Raw genomic sequence first — 22,435 nt, forward strand, 5'->3', positions numbered from 1 at the left:
CCCGGCATAAATGCAGGAGGATTCTTGCTTCACTCAGACAACTTAAACTTTTTTCAAACATCAGACCTGATTTATATAGTTAATCAATTATTTAGTAAAAGGAAAATATAGCATTCTAACCCTTCTGATAGAGGTGGTAGTAACAGTTATAGCTAAATTATGATGCCACGAAGCTAGTGTATCGGATTGTAAGTAAGGGAAAATTTATGACCGATGTTAGAAACCTAGACTTTTTATTAAATCAAGGCTTACCGAATTATGGTCGAGTTTTTAGAAAGAAAGCTAGAACAACAACTGTATCTATATCAAAGTTTTCTTAAGATATATGAGCATCACAGCAGTCTTCTAGATGAAATCCTTCAATTAGAAAACCCATGTCAACCGTCATTTGGGACTAGAAACGATCTCTATATTGAGGGTGTCGTCAACGATTCCACTATTTCCTTGGTGACAAACCTATGGGAGGATCAAACAATTACCTTAAGACAGTCACAACAAATCTGGACGTTAGGACGCGATCGCATCAACGGAATTCACATTGATAATCCTTATGTGTCACGTTATCATGCCATGATTAGATTTTCTGAGGATGAACAAAGCTTTTATTTGGTAGATTTAAACAGCACTAATGGTTCTTTTATCAATGGTGAAAGGGTTTATCAGCCGACTAAACTTAAAGAAAGCGATCGCATTCGTCTAGGAACCCTAACTTTTTCGTTTTTTTTGAATACAACTACTAAGTTTTTACCAGATATCTCAGTTAAATTACTGATCCAGTCCAATTCCGAACAAGATGCTGATGTCAAAACTTTCAACTATTCATCTCCAAAAACCAGAATTCTTGACGAACAAGCAGATGATACCTTGGATATGTTACATAGTATCGGTGTAATGAACCAGGAATCACCAGCCACATCTATCTCAAAATTACTCAATGTTGAACCCAAATCGGAGATTTTAGATTACTTTCTGGGGAAATAATACCGATTTCAAAAATCATTGCAACAGATCCAGCGGTAGAGACGCAGCACTGCTACGTCTCTACAACCGTCATTTTTATATTGACATACCCCTAGTCTTGTTCTAACTCTTCGTCATCTTCTTCATCCTCTGGATCTGGTTTACCCACAGAATTAGCTGAAACTACAGCACCCATATCAAGTTTTTCTTTAACTAACTTCTTGATTTCTTCTGCTAGTTCGGGTTTTTCTTCTACATATTTGATGGCGTTATCACGTCCTTGAGAAATATTATCGCCTTTGTAGCTATACCATGCACCTTTACGGGTAAGGATCCCAGTTTCTTCTGCCAAGTCTACCAAGCAGCCGATAGTAGATACCCCTTTCCCGAAAATAATATCAAATTCAGCGATTCTGAATGGTGGTGCAACTTTATTTTTGGCAACTTTGACTTTAACTCGGTTGCCGAATTCTTCAGTACCTTTTTTCAAAGTTTGAATTCGACGAATATCCAAGCGGACTGATGCGTAGTATTTTAAGGCATTACCACCAGTAGTGGTTTCTGGGTTTCCATAGCTGACACCGATTTTCATCCGCAACTGGTTAATAAAGATGACGGTGCAACCAGATTTACCAATATTGCCAGTAATCTTACGTAGAGCTTGGCTCATCAAACGTGCCTGTAAGCCGACGTGAGTATCACCCATTTCCCCTTCAATTTCTGCCCGTGGTACCAGTGCAGCGACTGAATCAATAACTACAATATCAACGGCAGCAGAGCGCACTAGCTGATCTACAATCTCTAGGGCAGATTCTCCAGTATCAGGTTGGGAAATTAATAAATTTGCAATATCAACGCCTAATGCACCGGCATAGGTTGGATCTAGAGCATGTTCTGCATCAATGTAGGCGGCAATTCCGCCAGTTTTTTGGATTTCGGCAACTGCATGTAAAGCTACAGTTGTTTTCCCTGAACTTTCTGGTCCGTAGATTTCAATTACCCTACCCTTTGGTAAACCACCCCCCAAGGCTAAATCTAAAGTTAGCGCTCCCGTAGAGACAGTTTCCACCTTCATCCGGGTAGCATCACCTAGACGCATGATTGTACCCTTACCAAAGGTTTTCTCAATTTGTCCGAGTACCATGGTGAGAGCTTTTTGCTTACCTGCATTGTTATCGGTAGTATTCGCAGCCATTCTCGCCTCTAAAAATATATGAGTTATTACTTGGGAATCTTAGCTTAATGATCTAAATAGAACAGATATACTATCTTAGTCTAAAAATACGAAAAAGTCAGGCTATGAAGAAAAATCATGAAAATATAGTACAGCAATAGTCTTTGTAAGGAGCAATTCTTACGAAATTGGAGGAAACATGTGAGGTTTATTAATCACGTTTGGGACTTCCAATTAAATAATTATCCAATTTTCTATTGTGGAAGAGGCATCCGAATCTTTTCGGGCAAGACTTCGGCGTGAGCGCTCAGTCCTTACCTCCGGTACACTTCGTTCCGACAGGCTCAGGAAGCATCGAACGCTGCCCAAACCACAGGATATTTGATTTTCTGGAATTCCCTTTGGGAGTTTAACCATCGTCGTTGTCAAAACAGTCTTGTTGACCTGAATGAACAAAAAAGCAGCATAGAGAATTTGTGTCCTCGGATATATGCTGCTTCGGTTTACTGGTTTACTTAGCTAACCTCACTACCTTGAGGGTAGTAGTTTTTAGTAGAGTTCTTCTTCTTTGTGAGTTTGAATTGTACAGTCAGAAGTTGGATAAGCTACACAAGTTAACACATAGTTATTCTCGATTTGCTCGTCATCCAAGAAAGATTGGTCAGATTGGTCAACTGTACCAGCAGTAATTTTACCAGCACAGGTGGAACAAGCACCAGCGCGGCAAGAATAAGGTAGTTCAATGCCTGCTTCCTCAGCAGCATCTAGAATGTATGTATCTTCTTCACAATCGATTGTGGTGTTTAAGCCTTCAGCTTCATGGATCAGTGTAACTTTATAAGTTGCCATTGGTGTAATCCTCTCTATTTTCGACGGCAGATTGGTTTCTCTCTCTAAGCCAGAGGTGCTTCTTCGTCGTTGCATGGCGAAGTCTCTCTGACTGCAAAATTTAGGGCTAATCTGATTCAGGTAAGCCGTAGATTTAAATTTGCTTCAATTCTGATACTACGAGAAAAAGCAAACTATGTAACCGGAATTCGAGCGCGATTAGTAATGAAATTTAGTTGTCTAATCAAGATAAGTTTTTATTATATGATTAGGCTCCTTTCAGGCAAACAATTAGATAAACTTATGTATACTGAAAAAACTTTTATTTTTATCAATAATTATTGTCTGGTATGCAGATAGTATTTAGTGGTATCTAAAGTTGAGTTGGCTGTTGACCGTCAATTTAAGTGGTTTACTCTGACTTTATTGCCCAAAAAAAATCATAAATTACACTGGTGTATAGACAATGTACAATTCCTCAGCGTTTTTGCAAACGGGAAGAGTGCGAGTTGGTTTGGTGGGAACTGGGTATGCGGCAAAAATCAGATCTGAGTCATTTTTGCACAACAAGCGATCGCACTTGGTGGCAATCGCAGGTCATCACCCAGATACAGCCGCAACTTTTGCACAAGAATACGAAGCAGAAGCGGTATCAACTTGGCAAGTATTAGTGCAGCGTGATGATATTGATCTTGTGGTGGTATGTAATATCAATAGCTTGCATGGTGAAATCGTCGAAGCTGCATTAGAAAATGGTAAGCATGTAATTGTTGAATATCCTTTATCGCTAGATTTTGAACAAGCGGAAGCATTAATTGCTTTAGCGAAAGCCAAAAAACTATTACTCCATGTTGAACACATAGAAATTATCGGGGGAGTTCATCAAGCTCTCAAACAGAATTTACCTGAAATCGGGCAAGTATTTTATGCTCGTTACAATACTATCAGTCCTAAGCATCCAGCACCACGTAAATGGACTTATAACCATGAGTTATTCGGTTTTCCATTGGTTGGTGCCTTATCTAGGTTACATCGTCTCATAGACTTGTTTGGTGAAGTTTTTACAGTTAACTGTCACAACCGATTTTGGCAAACCGAGGATGATTATTACCAAAGCTGTTTTTGTGTTGCTCAATTATCCTTTGAAGATGGATTATTAGGACAAGTTATGTATGCTAAGGGGGAAACAGTTTGGAAAGATGAACGCAGATTTGAAATTCACGGTGAAAGGGGTGGGTTGATATTTGATGGAGATACAGGAATTTTGATTCGCACGGGTGAAAATATACCTATTAACATAGCTCCTCGTCGGGGTGTATTCGCAAAGGATACGGACATGGTTGTGGAGCATTTATTCTCTGGTGAAGCTTTGTACACTACACCGGAAAAAAGTTTATACACATTGAAAGTTGCTCAAGCGGCTAAACGTTCGGCAGAGACAGGGTTAACTGTTGTTGTTGATAATTAACTAGTACAGCATGGCGTAAATAACTAGACCATTATTTGACCATGAAAGGCACAGTAATAAAGGGCTTTCCCCCACTGCCTACTGCCTACTCACTACTGCCTTGAGGTACTAGAGTCTAATCAATTTATCATTCAGTGTGCGGATCTATCGATGATTCAGTGTTTGACACCTAAATTGTCGGTGATACGCTAGTTTGCCGTGTTTATAAGTTTTCCATCACTCACCCAGTAAAAACCTCACTTCAGAATCAGTGGGTTTTTTCGATTATGCGATCGCTGTATTCAATTAACGTATTAAACTACTATTTTCTTCATTCCCAAAACCTCCACCCCCAGGAGTTTCAATTACAAAAATATCCCCAGGTTGCATCTGAGTTGTTGCTGTACTCCCCAAATTTTCCCGACTTCCATCTTGACGTTGCACCCAATTACTTCCCACAAGTCCCCTTTCTCCCCCATTTAAACCAAAGGGAGGAACTAAACGATGTCCCGAAAGAATATTTGCTGTCATTGGTTCTAAAAACTTGATGCGACGAATAATTCCATTTCCACCTTGATGTTTGCCTTTACCCCCACTTTCAGGACGCAAACTAAAACTCTCCACCATCACAGGATACCGAGTTTCCAACACCTCCGGGTCAGTCAAACGGGAATTTGTCATGTGGGAATGAACCCCATCGGTACCATCAAAATCAATTCCTGCACCAGAACCACCGCAAATAGTTTCATAATATTGATATTTTTCGTTCCCAAAAGTAAAATTGTTCATTGTTCCTTGGGAAGCAGCCATAATACCCAAAGCACCATACAAAGCATCTACAATGGTTTGGGAAGTTTCCACATTTCCCGCAACAACCGCAGCAGGATAAATTGGGTTTAACATGCAACCCACCGGGATAATAATTTCCAAAGGATTTAAACAACCCGCATTCAAAGGAATATTATCATCAACTAAAGTACGGAAAACATATAAGACTGCTGCTTGGGTTACAGCTTTAGGAGCATTAAAGTTACTATTTAGTTGTGTAGATGTGCCAGTAAAATCAATTATTGCACTGCTATTTTCTTGGTTAATTGTGACTTTAACTTTAATTCTAGCTCCCCCATCCATTTCATAAATGAACTCACTATCCTTTAAAACGTCAATTGCCCGTCTGACTGCTTCCTCAGCATTATCCTGAACAAACTTCATGTAAGCTTGAACAGTTTCAATCCCGTATTTATCCACCATTTTTAAAAGTTCCTGCACCCCCCTATTATTCGCGGCGATTTGAGCTTTGAAATCAGCGATGTTTTGATCAGGATTCCTTGCTGGGTAAGGGTGGGTTACTAAATGCGATCGCACAGAGGTTTCTAAGAAGTTTCCCCCTGCAACCAAGAGAAAATTATCAAACATAATTCCCTCTTCTACAATTGTTGTACTATGGGGAGGCATAGAACCGGGAGTAATTCCGCCAATATCAGCTTGATGTCCGCGAGAAGCAACATAGAAAATAACTTGTTTTTCCTCCAAGTCAAAAACAGGAGTAATTGCTGTGACATCAGGAAGATGAGTCCCCCCATTGTAAGGATTATTAGATAAGTACACATTTCCCGGTTTAATCGTACTACCTTTATCACAAATCAAACTGCGAACACTCTCACTCATCGAGCCTAAATGTACAGGAATGTGGGGAGCATTTGCCACTAATAATCCAGCTTTATCAAAAATAGCGCAGGAGAAATCAAGACGTTCTTTGATATTTACAGATGTCGCTGTATTTTGCAGAACAATCCCCATTTGTTCAGCAATAAATTGATAAAGATTTTTGAATATTTCTAAACGAACAGGATCAGGTTTAGGTATTGTAGACATTTTTGATTCCTATGAATTAAGTAAGTTTTAGTCTAGCTAGAGAAGTAGCATCAGCTAACATCATTTCTGTGTTGTAAAAATACGATATGATACTTAACACAGCTTTCAAATACTTTCAGATATACTCGATGCCAATTTTAACGGTGGATATCCTATGCTATGAAGCAGCAATATTTTCGGCAGCAGAATCTCAGCATCTCGAACCTATCCTCTACGGTGTCACAGACGGTAAAGCCATTGGAACATATTTAGAACAAAAATTTAGACTTTATCTCCAGGGTAAATATGAGTTTATCAAAGGTAATTCAGCAAGTGGAATTGACTTTCCAGATTTGCTTGTTGATGTAAAAGTAACCGGTGTTAGACAACCTCAATCATCATGTCCCTTTAAATCTGCACGACAAATGATCAGGTTACAGTTTTTGACGATACAGTTTATTTCCTCAGTTTTGAAGATGAGCAAATTACTCAAAAAACATTTACACTTTTAACCAGCTTATCAGCAATAAATTTTTATTCATCTTTGATTTTTTGGGATGAAAAACGTCCAATTAAAGCTAGTATTTTGAATAGCTTAGACTTGTCATCGCTATTAGTAGCTATAAACTCCTAAAAAGCAGAATCTAATCAATTCATTAATTTTGACGCTGCAAAACTAGATGATTGAGTTCTGTTAACCTTGCTTCCCAGTTCGGTTCAACTACAATTGTGCTAATTTTTTCCACAATAATTGCAGTTCCTTGAATTCTATCTCCCGGTTGTAAATCTTCTCGTTGATAAACCGGGGTATCATGCCATTTATCCGCAGTAAACATCCTGACAATTTCTACAGGTTTAGGTAATTCCAGCAAAGAACGACTCCGACAAACAAAAGGTTCTTCAGGGGTATCCATTTTCTGAATTAACTCTACCGAAATAGACTCTACAATTACAGCCTTTTCTAACTGAATAAAACCATAACGTAACTTATGCTCAACCTCAAACTTATCTCGCATCTGCTGCCAATTTAAATCAAAATCAACACCCAAAACAGAATTAGTTCCCGCATACTTCAAACTCACCTTCCTCATCACCTCCAGTGTATTTTCTCCAATCAAACCTCCGCGTACCTCTGCGCTTCCCTCTGTGTTTTTCTGCGTTTTAAACTCTTTTCCCTCTTCCTCCTCCAAACCCTGCATCAACACCTGCAACCGTGACACCAACCCCTGACTTAAAACCTCCTCCACCCCTGCTTCCCGAATAGTTCTCACATCCGCTAATCCCATCCCATAAGCTGAAAGTACCCCCGCATAGGGATGTAAAAATATCCGCTTCATCCCCAAATTATCCGCAAGCAAACAAGCAACTTGCCCACCTGCACCACCAAAACAACAAAGCACATATTCGGTGACATCATAACCACGTTGCAGGCTAATTTTCTTGATAGCATTAGCCATATTCTCGACAGCGATCGCTATAAAGCCAGAAGCCGCTTGTTCTGGTGTATGATGATTTCCTGTGTTAACTGCTAATTCGGCAAATTTGTCAACTACAATTTCTCGATCCAAAGGTAAATTCCCATCCATCCCAAACACAGCAGGGAAATACTGGGGATGAATTTTCCCCAACAACACATTTGCATCCGTTACCGTCAATTTTCCCCCACGTCGGTAACAAGCAGGACCCGGATTTGAACCCGCAGATTCGGGTCCCACGCGGTAACTGGAACCATCAAAGGCTAAAATGGAACCACCACCAGCAGCAATGGTATTGATTGCTAAAACTGGAACTCGCATCCTAATACCAGCGATCTCAGAATCTAATTGACGTTCATATTCCCCGTGAAAATGGGCAACATCTGTACTTGTTCCCCCCATGTCAAAGGTGATAATCGACTCAAAACCGCCCCTTTTACAGCTTTGAACAGCCCCCACGATTCCCCCCGCAGGACCACTCAAAATGCTGTCTTTGCCTTGAAATTTGGCTGCTGCAACTAAACCCCCATCAGACTTCATAAACATCAATCTGACTCCAGGTAGCTGACCACTAACTTGATTCACATAACGACGCAGAATCGGAGTTAGGTAAGCATCCACAACAGTTGTATCCCCTCGACTCACCAACTTCATTAAGGGACTAACTTGGTGAGATACAGATATTTGAGTAAATCCAATTTCTTGAGCAAGTAACGCTACTTGTTGCTCGTGAGCGTGATAGCGATCGCTATGCATAAATACTATGGCACAGCTAAGGATTCCTTGGTCATAAGCTGCTGCTAAATCCTGTCGAACTTGTTGGATATTTACCGGGATAAGTTCTTGTCCATGAGCATCATACCGTTCCTCCACCTCAATTACTTGCTCATACAACATAGTTGGCAAAATAATGTGACGGGCAAAAATATCGGGACGATTTTGATAACCAATTCGCAACGCATCTTTAAACCCTTGGGTAATCAATAATGCAACCCTGTCTCCCTTCCTCTCCAACAGTGCATTTGTTGCCACAGTTGTCCCCATTTTTACCACTTCTATTTCTTCTGTGGGAATAGGTTGATTTTTGGGAATCCCTAATATATCTCGAATTCCTTGAATAGCTGCATCTGGATATTGTTCAGGATTTTCAGAAAGTAACTTATGAACTATTATCCATTCTTTATTTGGTAGAGGAACAATTAAAAAACGTTGTGGATATGTTGCTAATCTGTCAATTATTTCCTGATTATTAGTAACTGCCACAACATCTGTAAATGTACCACCACGGTCAGCAAAAACTTTTAGCATATTTCTGTTATTTGTCTACAGAATTTATCCAATTTTTCCTAAAAATACCTCGAATTTAGCCTAACTACATTAGTTTTGATAGAATATCAATAGTTTACAGAAAACAAGTATTTGTACTATTGTAGATCGGCTACTGCGAGAGGCAACCCAAGCTAAATAACAGATTTACAAAATACCTTTTCCTAAAACCTTACGTTTCAACACTAATATCCGAGGTCGAGCACCTTTACCGGAAAATCCTAATCCTTCACGGAAAATTTCTGGCATATAAAATCTTGCTTCATTATCTTTCTCTTTATCTTCATAAATTACACCCATTTCTTCTAGCATTTGTACCGTTTTCGGTTCCATCTTAAACTGTTGCACGCCAAAAGGAATTTTCCGGTTATCATATGTATATTGAGGTAAAGTATCATCAACCCACGTTTTGAAAGCTGGATATTCCTCTTTTGCTTCTTCAACCTTCTTTTCACTACATGGCTTAAGTGCGCGACGAATCGCTTCTGGGGGTAAAAGTCGGCTGCTAAACCACTTTTCCGACTGTACCTCTTTTAATCTATGTACAGTTATATCTGCTGCATGATGTAGAAAACGAATAATATCTCTTGCTTGAAGTCTACCATTGAAATCTGTTAAAGCAGCAAACACCCAAGAAGCTGTATAAGCTTCTTTAGCATTATCTGAACCTAACCTTTTACCCCATAGTTTTTCTAATCTATCGCTTAATTCTTCTTTCGTTAAGTTATAAATAATTGATTTTTCTGCCCCTATAACTTCAGACTCACTACATATCCAAAAAACTAATCTTAAAAATGAGTTTTGATTCCAAGATAAATCATAAGAACGATAAAGATTTTCAAATTGTTGTAAATTTTGGCTAATAGTGTAACGTAGAAAATCACGACGTAGAAAAATAATTATTCCCAGATAAGACTGCCTAATTTCTGATAATTTATTTGGCAAATCTTCAATCAAAGCTTTTAAAGCAGTTTTTTCTTTTGGCTCGAAAGCAATATTTGGGAAAATATCTTCTAGACCATCAAATAAAATAACAATACGCAGTCCTTTATTTTTTAAATCGCGGTTAATCAGACTAAGACTATTAATCTGGCTATCTTCAGAACTAATGCCTATAGCTCTAGCAATTTCAGTAATCCAAAATTCTGTCCATTGAGGCTCGTCCCAATTTTTATCTGTCAGCGCTCTTTTTATTCTATCGACAGACTCTGAGTGTAAAAATTCCTGCTGACTATTTGCAACGGATTCTCTTACCTCGCTTCTCGCTTCGTTGATAATATGCCTAGCATTATCGCCAAGTTTACCTGATTGCAAAAGAGGAAATATGTAAATATTATCATTTGATATTGTTTCAGTCTTATCAATACGATTTAAAAATCTTTCCCAATATTTGAAGCGTGACAGCTGGATATAATTAAATGTTTTACCTGCTCCTTTAGCTCCTATTGATACTACACGAGGTAACTCATCTCTAAATTTAGTTGCCAAGTTTTTTAAAGGCTCTGTTACTAATAAATCTTCTCCTTGACCTTCTTCGGCATATATATAGCGTTCGCAAACATCTCTAAGCCTACGAACTGCTATTAACTTATCTTGCGCTTCTTTAGGTTCTGACTTCACATCTTGATTTATCGTTACACCAAACTGATTTTGTACCCAACTTCTGGCAATTTCCATCACTGAAGTTGGATTTAATTTAGAACGTGCCTCATCCCAATTATTAATATAAAGTAATTCTTGAGCAAAGTAAGTATTTTGAGTATCGAGTCTTGTAGAGTATATATTATCTTCTTCTGGTTGCACATAAGCAGACTGAAATCTCACTGATGCATCTTCAAAAGCTGGCAATGATTTTAGTTCTGGCGTTAACATACTAATAATTAAAGATGGGTCGTAATATTGTGCATCATCAATGCTTGCTTTTGATGGTGCAACTTGACCAATTTGTTTTAAAACCAGACTTGTTCCAGTGACCGACTGTTCCGTAATTGTTGTCACTAAAAATCGCTGAAATCTTGGATCAAAAATTATCGGACTAGATATCTCGCTTAAACCTGCTCTCAAATCAATAAATACATAGTCAACCCCAATCGCTTTACCTAATCGATGAATTGCATTACCACATTCCCATGTTCCATCAGGACTTGAAACTAACTGTTCTGGAAGAATTGGTGTATCTAGCAGTTCATTATCATTAAGGCAGGCAGGTAAAAAATATATAATTGATTTACCTTCTTGTTTCGGAGATTTTTTGACTTCTTTAGCAAATATTGAAAGTGTTTGCTCAATATCAATTGGAGAATAGTGGTAAGATTCCAGGAAATCAATAAAGGAAACTGTGGGTTGCTGTTTTTCTGAACGGTTCCAGTATGTCAAGCCGGGAGCTTCTAAATCTGCATCAATTACTAATACACTAATAGACTTATCTAACTCTTTAGCTCGATCTAACAATGCGAATAAATGAGCCGCTAAATTTAATGTTCTTCCTACACCACCCTTGAAGGAATAAAATGCAATTAAATTTGGTTTGTCATTATATGGTTTTGGAAGTTTAATCAGTGTTGTTGATATATCTTCTGTTTCTGAATCGCCATCAATATAAGCAATTTCTTCCCAAAATGGACGCACAGAGACATCAGTAATATCATTCTCTTCCCCTGGAATAAACTCTACTGGCAAAGTAGCATCACCAAGGTCAAGCTGAATTAATGATTGCTCTTCTTGATACCAATCTCCAAACCATTCTTGTAAAGAGGTTTTAGCATTTTCTAGACTTTTCTTTTCATAATTCAGTCCTATTTCTAAAGCATCAGAGAAACAGCGAATCCTTACTACCCCATCCGGAAGCTTACTGCCATAATTAGTATGGCGGCTAACAACTCGCCGAATATCAAGCCATGTGAATAGTTTTGAAAATGTTTTTTTACTCATGGTCGTTTTAGTTCCCCATCAATCCATGCAACAATCTCTAGCAGTTTTTTTTCAAGTTCCTCGTCTGTTGCTCCCGTAGAACAGCAACCACCGTAACGCCACATCTGATTCAATTCACCAGCCGAAAATTTTCTTTCATCATAACCATTATTACTTCTGAGTTTTTCCATACTTAGTTGTGATGGTAATCTGACATTTCCTCCAACACGCAAGTAATCAAGAAGTTTATTAATATCATGTTGAAACTCGTAGATGTTTGTACATAAATCAGTACGTTTTTTCCCTTCTCGTCTCATTAATATTGCTTTCAGACCGCATTCAACCGCGTAAAATAACAGTAATCGATGAGAGTTTTTCCTCTGTTCTTTAGCAGAAGTAATGTAGACAGATTTATTCTCTCGCCAAGCTTTCTCTATTTCTCTATCTGTAAAAGGAATCGTCATGAAGGAATTTAAAAACTCCCAGAAGTAAGAGTATATACATATACTTTATGGCAAAATAGCAATACCCGATTGACAAGTTTCAAACTGAATATCGATGAAGATTGAAGGTTTTTGCTCAAATGTGTAGACGTGGTTGTCTGTAACATCACATTTATTCATCTCACATCTGCTGTCCATTCAACCAAGCTGATAAATCATCCATACTCGAAAAATCAAATAGTGCCTCTGCCAAATCTTCTAACTGCGTAGTTGATAATTGTTTAAGTCTTGCTTCTAATTCAGGTGTCACCAAACCAATCCTCCGGTTAAGCTGGCGGGCAATTATGACAAATTCACCTTCTAATTTCCCTTCTAATTTCCCTTCTAATTTCCCAGCTAGTTTTCCTACTTCTATCCCTTCTTGCATCCAACTTGTCACAATTTCCATAACTTCCTCTTGCTTTACTGGTTCAAATTTAGCAATTTCAGCCTTGAAAATATCTTCTTCTACAGCATTCAATTTTAGGTAAGTATCCACGAATCCCGAAATCATTTTTATCTTGGCTGGATTTAGACGCAATGTCGCTAAAAGACGTAGACATTCTGACTTGACGCGAGGACGTTCTTCAGGTGCTATCCTCATTTTAGCCATTAACGCACTAGCAACGGGATTTTCTTGTTGGAGAAAGTCACGCCAATTTAGACGATTTAATTGGATGACTTCGTAGTTGAAGTTGAGGACTACTTTATCGGGAAATACTATTTCAAAAATATTGGGTTGTTGGGTGCGTGGTGTGTCGTGGGAAAACACAACGATTGGATATACAGGAATGCCAAATTTCTCATATAGTCTGGAGAAATAACGAAACATTCTTTGCCCAAAATCGGCTTGGACATAGGACTGATTTTCGATATGAATCAGAAAACAAGTTTCCTGTTCTCTAAATTGACATTTGACGATTAAATCAGCTTCGTATTGTTCTCCGGCTGTAACATCGGTAAAAACTTCTTTATCGAGAAATACTAATGTGTCAGATTCTAAATAACTTACTACTTTTGGGAAAAATAACTCTAAAAATTCAACAATAAATGTCGATAAAAGTTCTTTAAACAATCTATCATGATCGATCATGTTAGTATAGCCCCTCCCATTAACCGTTCATAGCGATATTTTAATTCTGCTTTCATCAAAAACCAGCGTTCTAAACTAAAGTCAATTTCTATCACTTTCTCTGCCGCTTGTCGTGCCAAAATTAAGATTTCTTCATCTTCTACTAAACTAGCTAAAGCAAAGTCAGCAACACCTGATTGTCTAGTGCCTAATACTTCACCCGGACCACGAAAACGCATGTCCATTTCTGAGATAAAAAAGCCATCTTGTGATTGTTCTAATACTTTTAAACGCTGTTGGGCATCTGGGCTTTTAGAACTACTCATTAATAAACAGTAGGATTTTGCCGCACCACGTCCAACTCTTCCTCGTAATTGATGCAGTTGCGATAATCCAAATCTTTCAGCATGTTCGATTAACATAACTGAGGCATTGGGTACATCTACCCCAACTTCAATAACGGTGGTGGAAACAATGACTTGGGTTTCGTTATTGCGGAATTTATTGATAGCTTCTTCTTTTTCCGCTGAACTCATGCGTCCATGTAATAACCCAACTTGAAACTCTGGAAAAACGCTTTCTTGGAGTTTTTGATGTTCTTCTACTGCTGAACGTAAATCGAGTTTTTCTGATTCTTCCACCAATGGCAAAACTATATAAATTTGTCTCCCCTGAACAATTTCTCGACGCATCAAATCGTATGCTTCGCTGCGCTGACTTGCCGTAAGTGCGGTGGTTTGGATTGCTTGTCTTCCTGGTGGTAATTCGTCGATTTGACTAACATCTAAATCCCCATGAATTGTTAAGGCTAAGGTGCGGGGGATAGGAGTTGCTGTCATTGTTAATACGTGGGGCTGTTCACCTTTTTGCTGTAACTTTGCCCGCTGTTCGACACCAAAACGGTGTTGTTCATCGATGACAACTAAGCCTAAACGATTGAATTTTACCGGATCTTGAATTAATGCATGGGTTCCTACTAGTAAGGGTAATTCTCCTGTCGATAGTTGAGAGTGAATTTGTCGCCTTTTTACTACTTTTGTCGAGCCTGTCAGTAATTCTACGGGGAGATGCAGCAGGTTAAACCAGCTAACTAACTTCCGATAATGCTGTTCTGCTAACACTTCCGTGGGTGCCATGAGTGCCGCTTGATACCCTGATTGGATAGCTGCAAGGATTGCAATGATGGCTACTACTGTTTTCCCGGAACCCACATCCCCCTGGACGAGGCGATTCATGGGGGCGGGTTTTTGCAGGTCGGTGAGAATGTCATTTAGCACCCGTTCCTGCGCTCCTGTAAGCTGAAATGGGAGAATTTTGTAAAATTCGTCCAAAAGTTCACCAGTGGGGGCAAGGATGGCGCTGGTTTGCACTTGTTTTGCTTGTTTTTGGCGCTGGAGTAAGCCTAGTTGGAGATAGAAAAATTCATCGAAAACGAGGCGACGACGGGCAGCTTTGAGGGAATCGTTTTCGGGGGGAAAGTGGATATTATTGATGGCTGCTTTCAGTTCCATCAAGTTATATTTTTGACGTAATCCGCTAGGTAAGGGATCTTTGAGGTGAATGGTGGCGGGCATAGCAGCGATAACTGCCTCCCTGATCATGTTAGCAATGACACCTTCTGTTAGGGCATAGATTGGGACAACTCGTCCAATTGTTAAGGATTCGATGGTGTCACCGGGATGTCCGAGAACCTCCATTTCGGGATTGTCGATGGTTTTGCCGTATTTGGTTTCTTTCACAAGTCCGCAAGCGGCAATGATGGTTCCTGGTGCGTATTGCCGTTTCATTCCCTCTTGCCAGCCGCGACTAGCATACCTTGCTCCGGCATAGAAGCGGCTAATTTTGATTCTGCCACTGTTGTCTCTTACTTGTAGTTCAAAGATGCTAAGTTTTTTGTTTTTAGGACTGGTAAAGCAGTTACAGCTTTTGATGGTGGCAATAATTGTAACACTTTCCCCGGCTTTAAGTTCGCTAATATTGACTTGGTGTGCGTAGTCGATGTGATCGCGGGGATAGTAGAAAAGTAAGTCCCTAACTGTACATAATCCTAGACGGGCGAGTTTTTCGGCTCTACGAGGTCCAATTTCCGCTAATTCGCTGAGTTTTTGGTCGATTTCTGGGGCAAGTCTGCGGCTGAGTTCTGTGACTATGGGGGTTTTGGGATTTTTAAGCAGAGATTTGGACACTTTTGGGCTGTCTTCTAGTTTATCTTCGGGTTCTCCTGCTTCGATTTTTTGAAGTTGATAAATATAGCGACGGGTTTGGGCAATGAGGCTTTGACGTTGTTCGAGGTTGAGGTTGGGATAATCAGCATAATTGGCAGCTAATTCTTGCCAGCGTTCGCGGTGGGGTTCTGTGGGGGTATTATCCTGTTGAACCAGCATCTCTGGTGAAAACTTCCCGAATGTCAAACACAGAAATTCGCTAAAACGGTATTGTCTCCCCATCAAATCGCCAAATCCTTTTTCGGCTTCGATGGTGAGGGCTTTTTGCAGTCGCAACCAATCTGGTTTTTCGGTAGTCATGGAATCGAGAAGGGAGCGGGGGAGTGGGGGAGCGGGGGAGGAGAAAAATAGATCTATCTGGTAGACAACCGCTGAAACAAAGCTACCGTTGGTAATAGATGAATAGCGGCTCAAGTCTTTTGACTTTTATTTGATTTCCCTAGTACAGCATGGCGTAAATAAACCATTTAAAATAAGCGAAAAGCATATTTTATCTGCTTTATTCCTTCTGCCTCCTGCCCTTCGACAAGCTCAGGGTAACACCTTCTTACTTCTTACTTCATGTACTAGTGCAATAATTCTTCGACTTGGTGTTGACTCCACAAACTTCTGTATAACCCTTGTTGCTGTACAAGTTCAATATGTGTACCAATTTGGATAATTTTACCTTGATCCATGACAAAAATTCGGTCGGCAGCAGCTGCGGCAGAAAGTTGGTGAGTAATAAAAACAACTGTTTTGCGGTGAACTCCACCGGAGAGGTTGTTTAAAATTGCGGTGGCAGTTTGATTATCAACGCTGGAGAGGGCATCATCTAAAATTAGTACCGATGCATCTACAATCATCGCCCTTGCTAAAGCTGTGCGTTGTCTTTGTCCACCTGAGAGAGTTATACCTCGTTCTCCAACTATGGTTGTATATTTTTGGGGAAAGTTCTGGATTTCAGCGTGAATTTGGGCAGTTTTGGCGGCTGACTCCACTTGCTCGTATTCAGCAAGAGGATCGCCGTAGCGGATATTATTTTGGATGGTGGTACTAAAGAGAAAACTATCTTGGGGTACATACGCGATCGCATTCCTCAAATCATCTAGTTTTATCTGGGTAATGTCTACCCCATCTAGAAATAATTGTCCTGGTTGAATATTCAATAAACGGGGTAATGCATTCGCTAAGGTGGATTTTCCAGAACCAATTGCTCCGACAATTGCTACGGTTTCCCCTGGGGATATAGTAAAGTTCAAATCTTGTAAAGCTGCTTTTTTGGCACCTTGGTAAGTATAGCTGAGGTTTTTGGCTGCTAATTCCCCCTTAACTTGGGACATTTCTAAATCAATTGCTTCAGATTCAGTTTTAATTTTCGGTTTCGCAGCAAAAATCGCATCAATTCGATCGATGCTCACCTCACCCCGTTGATATGCTGTAATTGTAAAACCCAACAACGTAGTTGGAAAAACCAATCTTTCCACATAGATTAACAAGGCAACAAAATCACCAACACTCAAACTACCTGCTGCGATTCTTTCTGTCCCTAGCCAAATAATAATCAACGAGCTAACGCTAGCAAGCCCACCAATCAGTGGGAAAAGGGTATTTCGAGTTTTTGCAAGTGTGAGGTTTGCCCCCAGGAGTTGGCGATTTTTCTGGGCAAAGGCTCTTCTTTCATTTTCCTCTTGGGCGTAGATCTTAATCAAGGCAATACCGCTGATATCTTCCTGGATTAATTCACTCACATCAGAGATTTTTTCTTGTACAGCAGCCTGTTGATTGCGAAGGCGATCGCTAAACAAATGTACAATCAAAAACATGAATGGATATATTACCACTGCTGTCAATGTCAACTCCACATTAATACTCAGCATGAAAGGTAGAGTCAACGCATAGGCAAAAACAGTATTCGCCAAACTCAACACCGCAAAACCCAACAACCTGCGGATATTATCCACATCGCTTGTGGCTCGACTAATTAAGTCACCTGTGGTATTACTATCAAAATAGGAGGGTTCTAGGGTTAATAGGTGCTCGAAAATCCTTTGCTTGAGGTCAAATTCTACCTGTCTTCCCACACCAAATAGCCAAATCCGTGAAGCCATCCGAATCAACCACATAGCTGATGTCAGGAGAAAAATTGGCACTACATATTGAAAAACCTGATTTAAACTAAACCCTTTGGAAAGTTGATCCACACAAGCACGAACCAACTGTGGGATATAGACACCTAACCCATTGACAATAAATAGAGTCACTATACCCCAGGTTGCATCACGCCAATGGGGAAGTATATAAGCACCCAGTCTTGCAAGTCTTCTTGATCGCACCATTACAGCAATTAAACATATGTGCTTATGTTATAACAATACCTCTGCCAAATTAAGAGGATTCAACGCCCGTAGAAACGTGATGAATACGCCCTAAAGAAGTAAGCTTGGCAAAAATCCGGGTTAATAAAATAGGCTCAGGGATTTCTGGAAGCATTTTTAAGATCTCATGGACATATCGAAAGCCACGATAATGAGCCTTAAGATCAATAATGCCGGAGTCAGGATTCAGGATGCGGAAATCAGCGAGAAGATGATGAGATAAATTAACCATAAAGAATGCTAGATTAGCAGCATTAGTCACCGCAGTTTGACCGATGTTCATAAAGTCTTCCAATCCCCAAAATTGCTTGGCATCACGGAAGTTAAACTCGATCTGAAAGCGTAGTTTGTAGTAGTCAATTATTTTCTCAGATGACAACTTTAGGTCACTAGAAAACAGAATTACGTGACTGCGAGCATTAGTTTTCAGATTTGTTTTCACCAAAATAACTACATTCAGTGACTGGGCAAATTCTTTGTGCAGTAAAGTAGCTTGGTAAGTATCGGTTTGGATATCCTCTTCGATACTACTTTGACGCAAATATTCATCAGAAATATTACGCCAGTCTAGTTTATCTCCGTATTTACGGCGTGAACGATGATTAGGGTCAGGATTTTGGTAAGGTATGTATAATGCTGAATCGTGGCGTAACTTGGAAATTATATGTAAGTTGACCTGTCGAGCCATCTGCAAAGCATTATTGTTTCCAAAATGACCATCTAAGACTAAGTAAGTCAGTGGAATAAAGTTAGCTACCAGCTTGACTAGCTCATTAATCATCTTCTTAATTCTGAGTAATTCAGACGTGAGAATTACTTCGGTCTTGTTTTTATTTTTACTCCCTTTTGGTCGTCCACGTCCATGTTTTTCTTTGGCTTTTATTTCTGGTCTTAACGATACGCTACTTTTTTCTATATCGCTCTTTATCACCTGTTCTACCTGAATTGGAAATGAGTGCCTTTGTTCAACACTTACTAATGATAATGTAAAGAAAGATAGCCCTGATATTGGCTTACTTACTAGGCTGGAAAAGAATCTATCCAACCCATAAGTTTTTTTCCCGGATTTACTTACTACAACTTCATCTCCTGCAAGTAAATACACCTCATTCGCACGGAACAAATGCTTGCGGAAAAATAGCCAAAACAATGTCGCCCAAGGGATTACCGTATGAAAAAATCTCAACATCGTCCGATAACTACCACCACTACCTGTCCAACGAGAAATTCCCAACATAGTGACTCGCCCGCTCATCGCTAACATTGCCAAGATTATTTGGTTCAATTGCTTCATCGTTGTAGCATTTATCTGCGGCAGGAAGCACTGTAACAATGATAAAATGTCAAACATGGGCGCACATAGTGGTTTTTGAGTTGTCGTTGTGAGAGACAATAACTCTACTACGAAACGCCCTACCTCTTCCTCTTCATCCTCTTACTTTGGCGAAGGTATTGGTTATAACAATTCCATATATACGATGAACTAGTTAAGGCACGAAATTGTAATACTGATTTCCAAAATTATTGCAACACTATAGATAACCTTCAATATGGCTGCAAAAAGCAAAAATTACGGTAAGCCTACGTATCTTAACTACCCCATACTTAAATGGGTAGAGAAAAACACATTACTTACCGTATTCTCTAGTTATCAGGCTTGCTCCAAAGCCCAAAATGGCTATTAGCCTTCAATAACTATTTTACCAACCATTCCGGCTCCACGGTGTGGCTCACAGTAAAAAGTATACTCACCAGCAGGCGCATCAGCAGGAAAAGTAGTTTCAGTAACTTGTCCTGGATTCATCATCAACTGTTTGTGTGATAAAGCTTTAGCAAAATCTGCACTTTTGGCTGCATTCTTGGTATCATCAAATACAACGTTGTGGGGAGGAACCTTATTATTTACCCACTTAATTGTGTCACCTGCTTTGATGATGACTTTTGAAGGTTCAAATGCCAACATTCCTTTATCACTACCTAGCTTAATGGTGTGGCTTTCAGCAGAAGCAGCCGGGGCAAAAACTACAAAGCTGCTAAATACCAAAACCATTGTCAACACAGCTAAACCAATACGTCGTAGATTTGCCGCCATGACTTTCATGATTTTCTCCTAAACCCAGAATTTTATTTTTCTATATCTATTTTAAATACATTTTTGTCAAAGTATGACAACTTGTCGTAGATATTTTTTTAAATTCCTAGTTCCTTGTAAATGGGTGGGTAGAAAACTTAGCTTCAATACCACAAAATTAAAAGCGAGTCAAACATCTAGAAGCATTAGCAAGCAAAAAAACTTGACTCAATACCACCAGGAGTTTACCTCGCTTTCAGTAAAAAATTTTAACGGCAGTTTCAAAAGTTAGTAGTAAATTTTACCACCGCCCCACTTGGTTCCTACAATCTTAGGTTGCATTAGAATATGACCAGCGATCGCTTTTAGATCCTCATCAGTGAGGTTACGCATTTCGGTGAAAATATCCGCACTTTTTGTACTGGGGTGGAACTCAGAAATCTCCTCTTCCCCATCATAAGTGGTGGGATTTTTCATGTAATCAACTAAACTGTCAATATTATTGCGAGGAGGTGTAGCTAATGCCAAAGCTTCTGGTTCTAATCCAACGTTTTGGTTGGTTTTAGTGACACCACCAGCATGACATTGAGCGCAGGCAAACTGAAATAAACGCTTACCTTCCTTAACTTGCTTGAGATTAAGCACGGTAGTGTCGCCACTTGCATTCAATTTTACAGTGCGAGTAGCTGCATCGAGTTCTACTGCATTCGCACTACTAATAAAAAGTTGAAAAGCTAGCAGCACAGTCGCTACGCAGATTCCAATCAATCTTTTTAACATTTTTCCCCTTAAAGATCTTAACTCTCAACACAGCATTTAACGGCAATGCTTAATCCGCATAAAGCTATAGGCTGCTAGTTCCTGGTCTACCCAGTGACTTTAAATGTTCAGATACAACAAAACAAATTGGTCACGAGTGTTCTTTGGGTGTATTGCAGTAACTAAAATAATTCCACAATACTGATTAACTAACAGACACAGATTAAACTACTGTAATACAAATATCATGTTAGGGGTGCAATTGGTTATCCAAACCACCGTAAGCAGTGAAAGGATCGTGGACTTTGTTACAAAACTTAAAAATGAGAAAAAACAAGCGGTTGCAATATAACTTAATAATTTGTTAGTTATTTTTTCACAGTTGTTTAGTTAAAGCTGCCAACATTCAAATTTTTTAACTTTTTTCAAACCCACCATGCATTAGATTAGATAGTGGGTTTTAAATTTCTCGATTCTGGACTTTGAAGTATTAGAGACTGCGAAATAAAAAAACATCCCAAAATTTATTGTAGGCATATTGTCTGCTACTAATACAAGAATAGGCAAGACTTCGGCGTGAGCGCTCAGTCCTTACCTCCGGTACACTTCGTTCCGACAGGCTCAGGAACCATCGAACGCTGCCTATCCCACAATATTGGATCATCTTTTTTATGGAGTTCTCTTATCTACACATCATTTAGGGGAGTTTTCAATTTCAGCTTCACATCAGTCCCTTTTTTCATCACAACTTCTCCACCTGGACTCGATAAAACATAAGCGGTAGCAGCAGCACCACCTGCTAATGCGCCATGTTTGAAATTAGTTTTATTTCCGGCAAAATGACCAGCTGTTGCACCACCTAAGATAATTCCAGCATTTTGGAGAAACTTTCCTTTAGTTTTGGTTTCAATCTGGGTATTAACTAGACTTGCATCAATTGGCAACTTATCACCATTTTTCAAAATAATGCTATCAAAGACCAAATTCAATTTAGCTTTTTTGCCTTTTGCAGCTTTAGTAACACCTTCTACATGTCCTTCAATTTTTCCACCTTTAAGAATCGGGTTCCCATTTTTGATTTTCAATACAAAAGTATCATTATTCCGGTTTTTAGCTGTGGAAATTTCTTGTTGAAGATCTGTATTAAAAGTTGTCCCAGCAGCAACAATCACTTTGCTTTGTTTTGAGTTGTTATTGGTAATGAGCTTAGTATTGGTGTTACCATTACTAGTAGTGTTAGTAGTTTTTGGGGAACCACACCCAACTATACCCACTATTAAAGTGGTACTCAGAATAGCTGTCGTAATTAGTTTTTTCATTGTTGACTCGCAAAGAGTTAAATATTACTAAAATTTGATTGGAAATATATTACATTAACTTGGGATAATTTACTGTATTTTGTACATATTTAAACAGTTTAGATTTGAAGTTACAAAATATCAATATTTTTTGCAATACTTACTGATCCAAATGTAAAATTAGTTGAAATTTAGTG

15 protein-coding genes and 2 pseudogenes are annotated in these 22,435 nt (G+C 39.2%); 4 read left to right on the forward strand and 13 right to left on the reverse strand.

The genetic code is table 11. The features are described 5' to 3' along the window. Positions 1-258: 258 nt before the first annotated feature. Positions 259-981: an FHA domain-containing protein gene (locus CAL6303_RS04170; protein ID WP_015196582.1), complete on the forward strand. Its 723-nt coding sequence runs from the start codon at positions 259-261 to the stop codon at positions 979-981. Positions 982-1,072: 91 nt separating this feature from the next. Here the strand turns inward: CAL6303_RS04170 and recA are convergent, their stop codons facing one another. Both recA and CAL6303_RS04180 read right to left on the reverse strand, forming a co-directional pair. Beyond that, complete coding sequence (recA, locus tag CAL6303_RS04175) at positions 1,073-2,155, reverse strand: recombinase RecA (RefSeq protein WP_015196583.1); 1,083 nt, start codon at positions 2,153-2,155, stop codon at positions 1,073-1,075. 528 nt (positions 2,156-2,683) lie between these two features. Further along, positions 2,684-2,983, reverse strand: coding sequence for a ferredoxin (locus CAL6303_RS04180; RefSeq protein WP_015196584.1), 300 nt, complete (start codon positions 2,981-2,983; stop codon positions 2,684-2,686). A gap of 445 nt (positions 2,984-3,428) precedes the next feature. Here CAL6303_RS04180 and CAL6303_RS04185 point away from each other — a divergent pair, with 445 nt between their 5' ends. Further along, positions 3,429-4,430 carry a Gfo/Idh/MocA family protein gene (locus CAL6303_RS04185; protein ID WP_015196585.1) on the forward strand — a complete coding sequence of 334 codons (1,002 nt, stop codon included), beginning with the start codon at positions 3,429-3,431 and terminating at the stop codon, positions 4,428-4,430. A gap of 285 nt (positions 4,431-4,715) precedes the next feature. On the opposite strand, the gene CAL6303_RS04190 is transcribed toward CAL6303_RS04185, so the two are convergent. Next, complete coding sequence (locus tag CAL6303_RS04190; protein WP_015196586.1) at positions 4,716-6,284, reverse strand: hydantoinase B/oxoprolinase family protein; 1,569 nt, start codon at positions 6,282-6,284, stop codon at positions 4,716-4,718. Positions 6,285-6,412: 128 nt separating this feature from the next. On the opposite strand from CAL6303_RS04190, the pseudogene CAL6303_RS04195 reads away from it, so the two are divergent. Next, positions 6,413-6,694, forward strand: a pseudogene (locus CAL6303_RS04195) (restriction endonuclease); the annotation flags it as partial. Further along, positions 6,688-6,897: pseudogene (locus tag CAL6303_RS31010) on the forward strand (SAM-dependent methyltransferase); the annotation flags it as partial. The pseudogenes CAL6303_RS04195 and CAL6303_RS31010, both read left to right, overlap by 7 nt. 22 nt (positions 6,898-6,919) lie before the next feature. Here the strand turns inward: CAL6303_RS31010 and CAL6303_RS04200 are convergent. The 10 genes from CAL6303_RS04200 to CAL6303_RS04245 form a co-directional block, all read right to left on the reverse strand. After that, on the reverse strand, positions 6,920-9,046 hold the full coding sequence (locus CAL6303_RS04200; RefSeq protein ID WP_015196587.1) for a hydantoinase/oxoprolinase family protein: 2,127 nt from the start codon (positions 9,044-9,046) through the stop codon (positions 6,920-6,922). Between the two features lie 165 nt (positions 9,047-9,211). Continuing rightward, the gene (locus CAL6303_RS04205; RefSeq protein WP_015196588.1) at positions 9,212-11,995 is read right to left on the reverse strand and encodes a ParA family protein; all 2,784 of its coding nucleotides are present in this window, start codon (positions 11,993-11,995) and stop codon (positions 9,212-9,214) included. After that, positions 11,992-12,438: a hypothetical protein gene (locus tag CAL6303_RS04210; protein WP_015196589.1), complete on the reverse strand. Its 447-nt coding sequence runs from the start codon at positions 12,436-12,438 to the stop codon at positions 11,992-11,994. The genes CAL6303_RS04205 and CAL6303_RS04210 overlap by 4 nt, the downstream gene beginning before the upstream one ends. Positions 12,439-12,598: 160 nt before the next feature. Further along, positions 12,599-13,549 carry a DUF4351 domain-containing protein gene (locus CAL6303_RS04215; RefSeq protein ID WP_015196590.1) on the reverse strand — a complete coding sequence of 317 codons (951 nt, stop codon included), beginning with the start codon at positions 13,547-13,549 and terminating at the stop codon, positions 12,599-12,601. After that, the gene (gene recG, locus CAL6303_RS04220) at positions 13,546-16,053 is read right to left on the reverse strand and encodes an ATP-dependent DNA helicase RecG (protein ID WP_015196591.1); all 2,508 of its coding nucleotides are present in this window, start codon (positions 16,051-16,053) and stop codon (positions 13,546-13,548) included. Before recG ends, CAL6303_RS04215 begins: the two co-directional genes overlap by 4 nt. A 266-nt stretch (positions 16,054-16,319) precedes the next feature. Continuing rightward, on the reverse strand, positions 16,320-18,071 hold the full coding sequence (locus tag CAL6303_RS04225) for an ABC transporter ATP-binding protein (protein WP_015196592.1): 1,752 nt from the start codon (positions 18,069-18,071) through the stop codon (positions 16,320-16,322). A 49-nt stretch (positions 18,072-18,120) separates the two neighbouring features. Next, positions 18,121-19,461 (reverse strand): IS4 family transposase, encoded by a 1,341-nt coding sequence (locus CAL6303_RS04230; RefSeq protein ID WP_015196593.1) that lies wholly within the window; start codon positions 19,459-19,461, stop codon positions 18,121-18,123. Positions 19,462-19,791: 330 nt separating this feature from the next. Then, entirely contained in the window at positions 19,792-20,211 is a 420-nt protein-coding gene (petE, locus tag CAL6303_RS04235; protein ID WP_015196594.1) for a plastocyanin, read from the reverse strand. 258 nt (positions 20,212-20,469) lie between these two features. Then, a complete protein-coding gene (gene psbV, locus CAL6303_RS04240) occupies positions 20,470-20,961 on the reverse strand; it encodes a photosystem II cytochrome c-550 (protein WP_015196595.1) in 492 nt (163 codons plus the stop codon). 665 nt (positions 20,962-21,626) lie between these two features. Further along, positions 21,627-22,259 (reverse strand): hypothetical protein, encoded by a 633-nt coding sequence (locus tag CAL6303_RS04245; RefSeq protein ID WP_015196596.1) that lies wholly within the window; start codon positions 22,257-22,259, stop codon positions 21,627-21,629. Positions 22,260-22,435 lie beyond the last annotated feature (176 nt).

Source organism: Calothrix sp. PCC 6303 (assembly GCF_000317435.1).
In the GTDB taxonomy this organism is placed as follows: domain Bacteria; phylum Cyanobacteriota; class Cyanobacteriia; order Cyanobacteriales; family Nostocaceae; genus PCC-6303.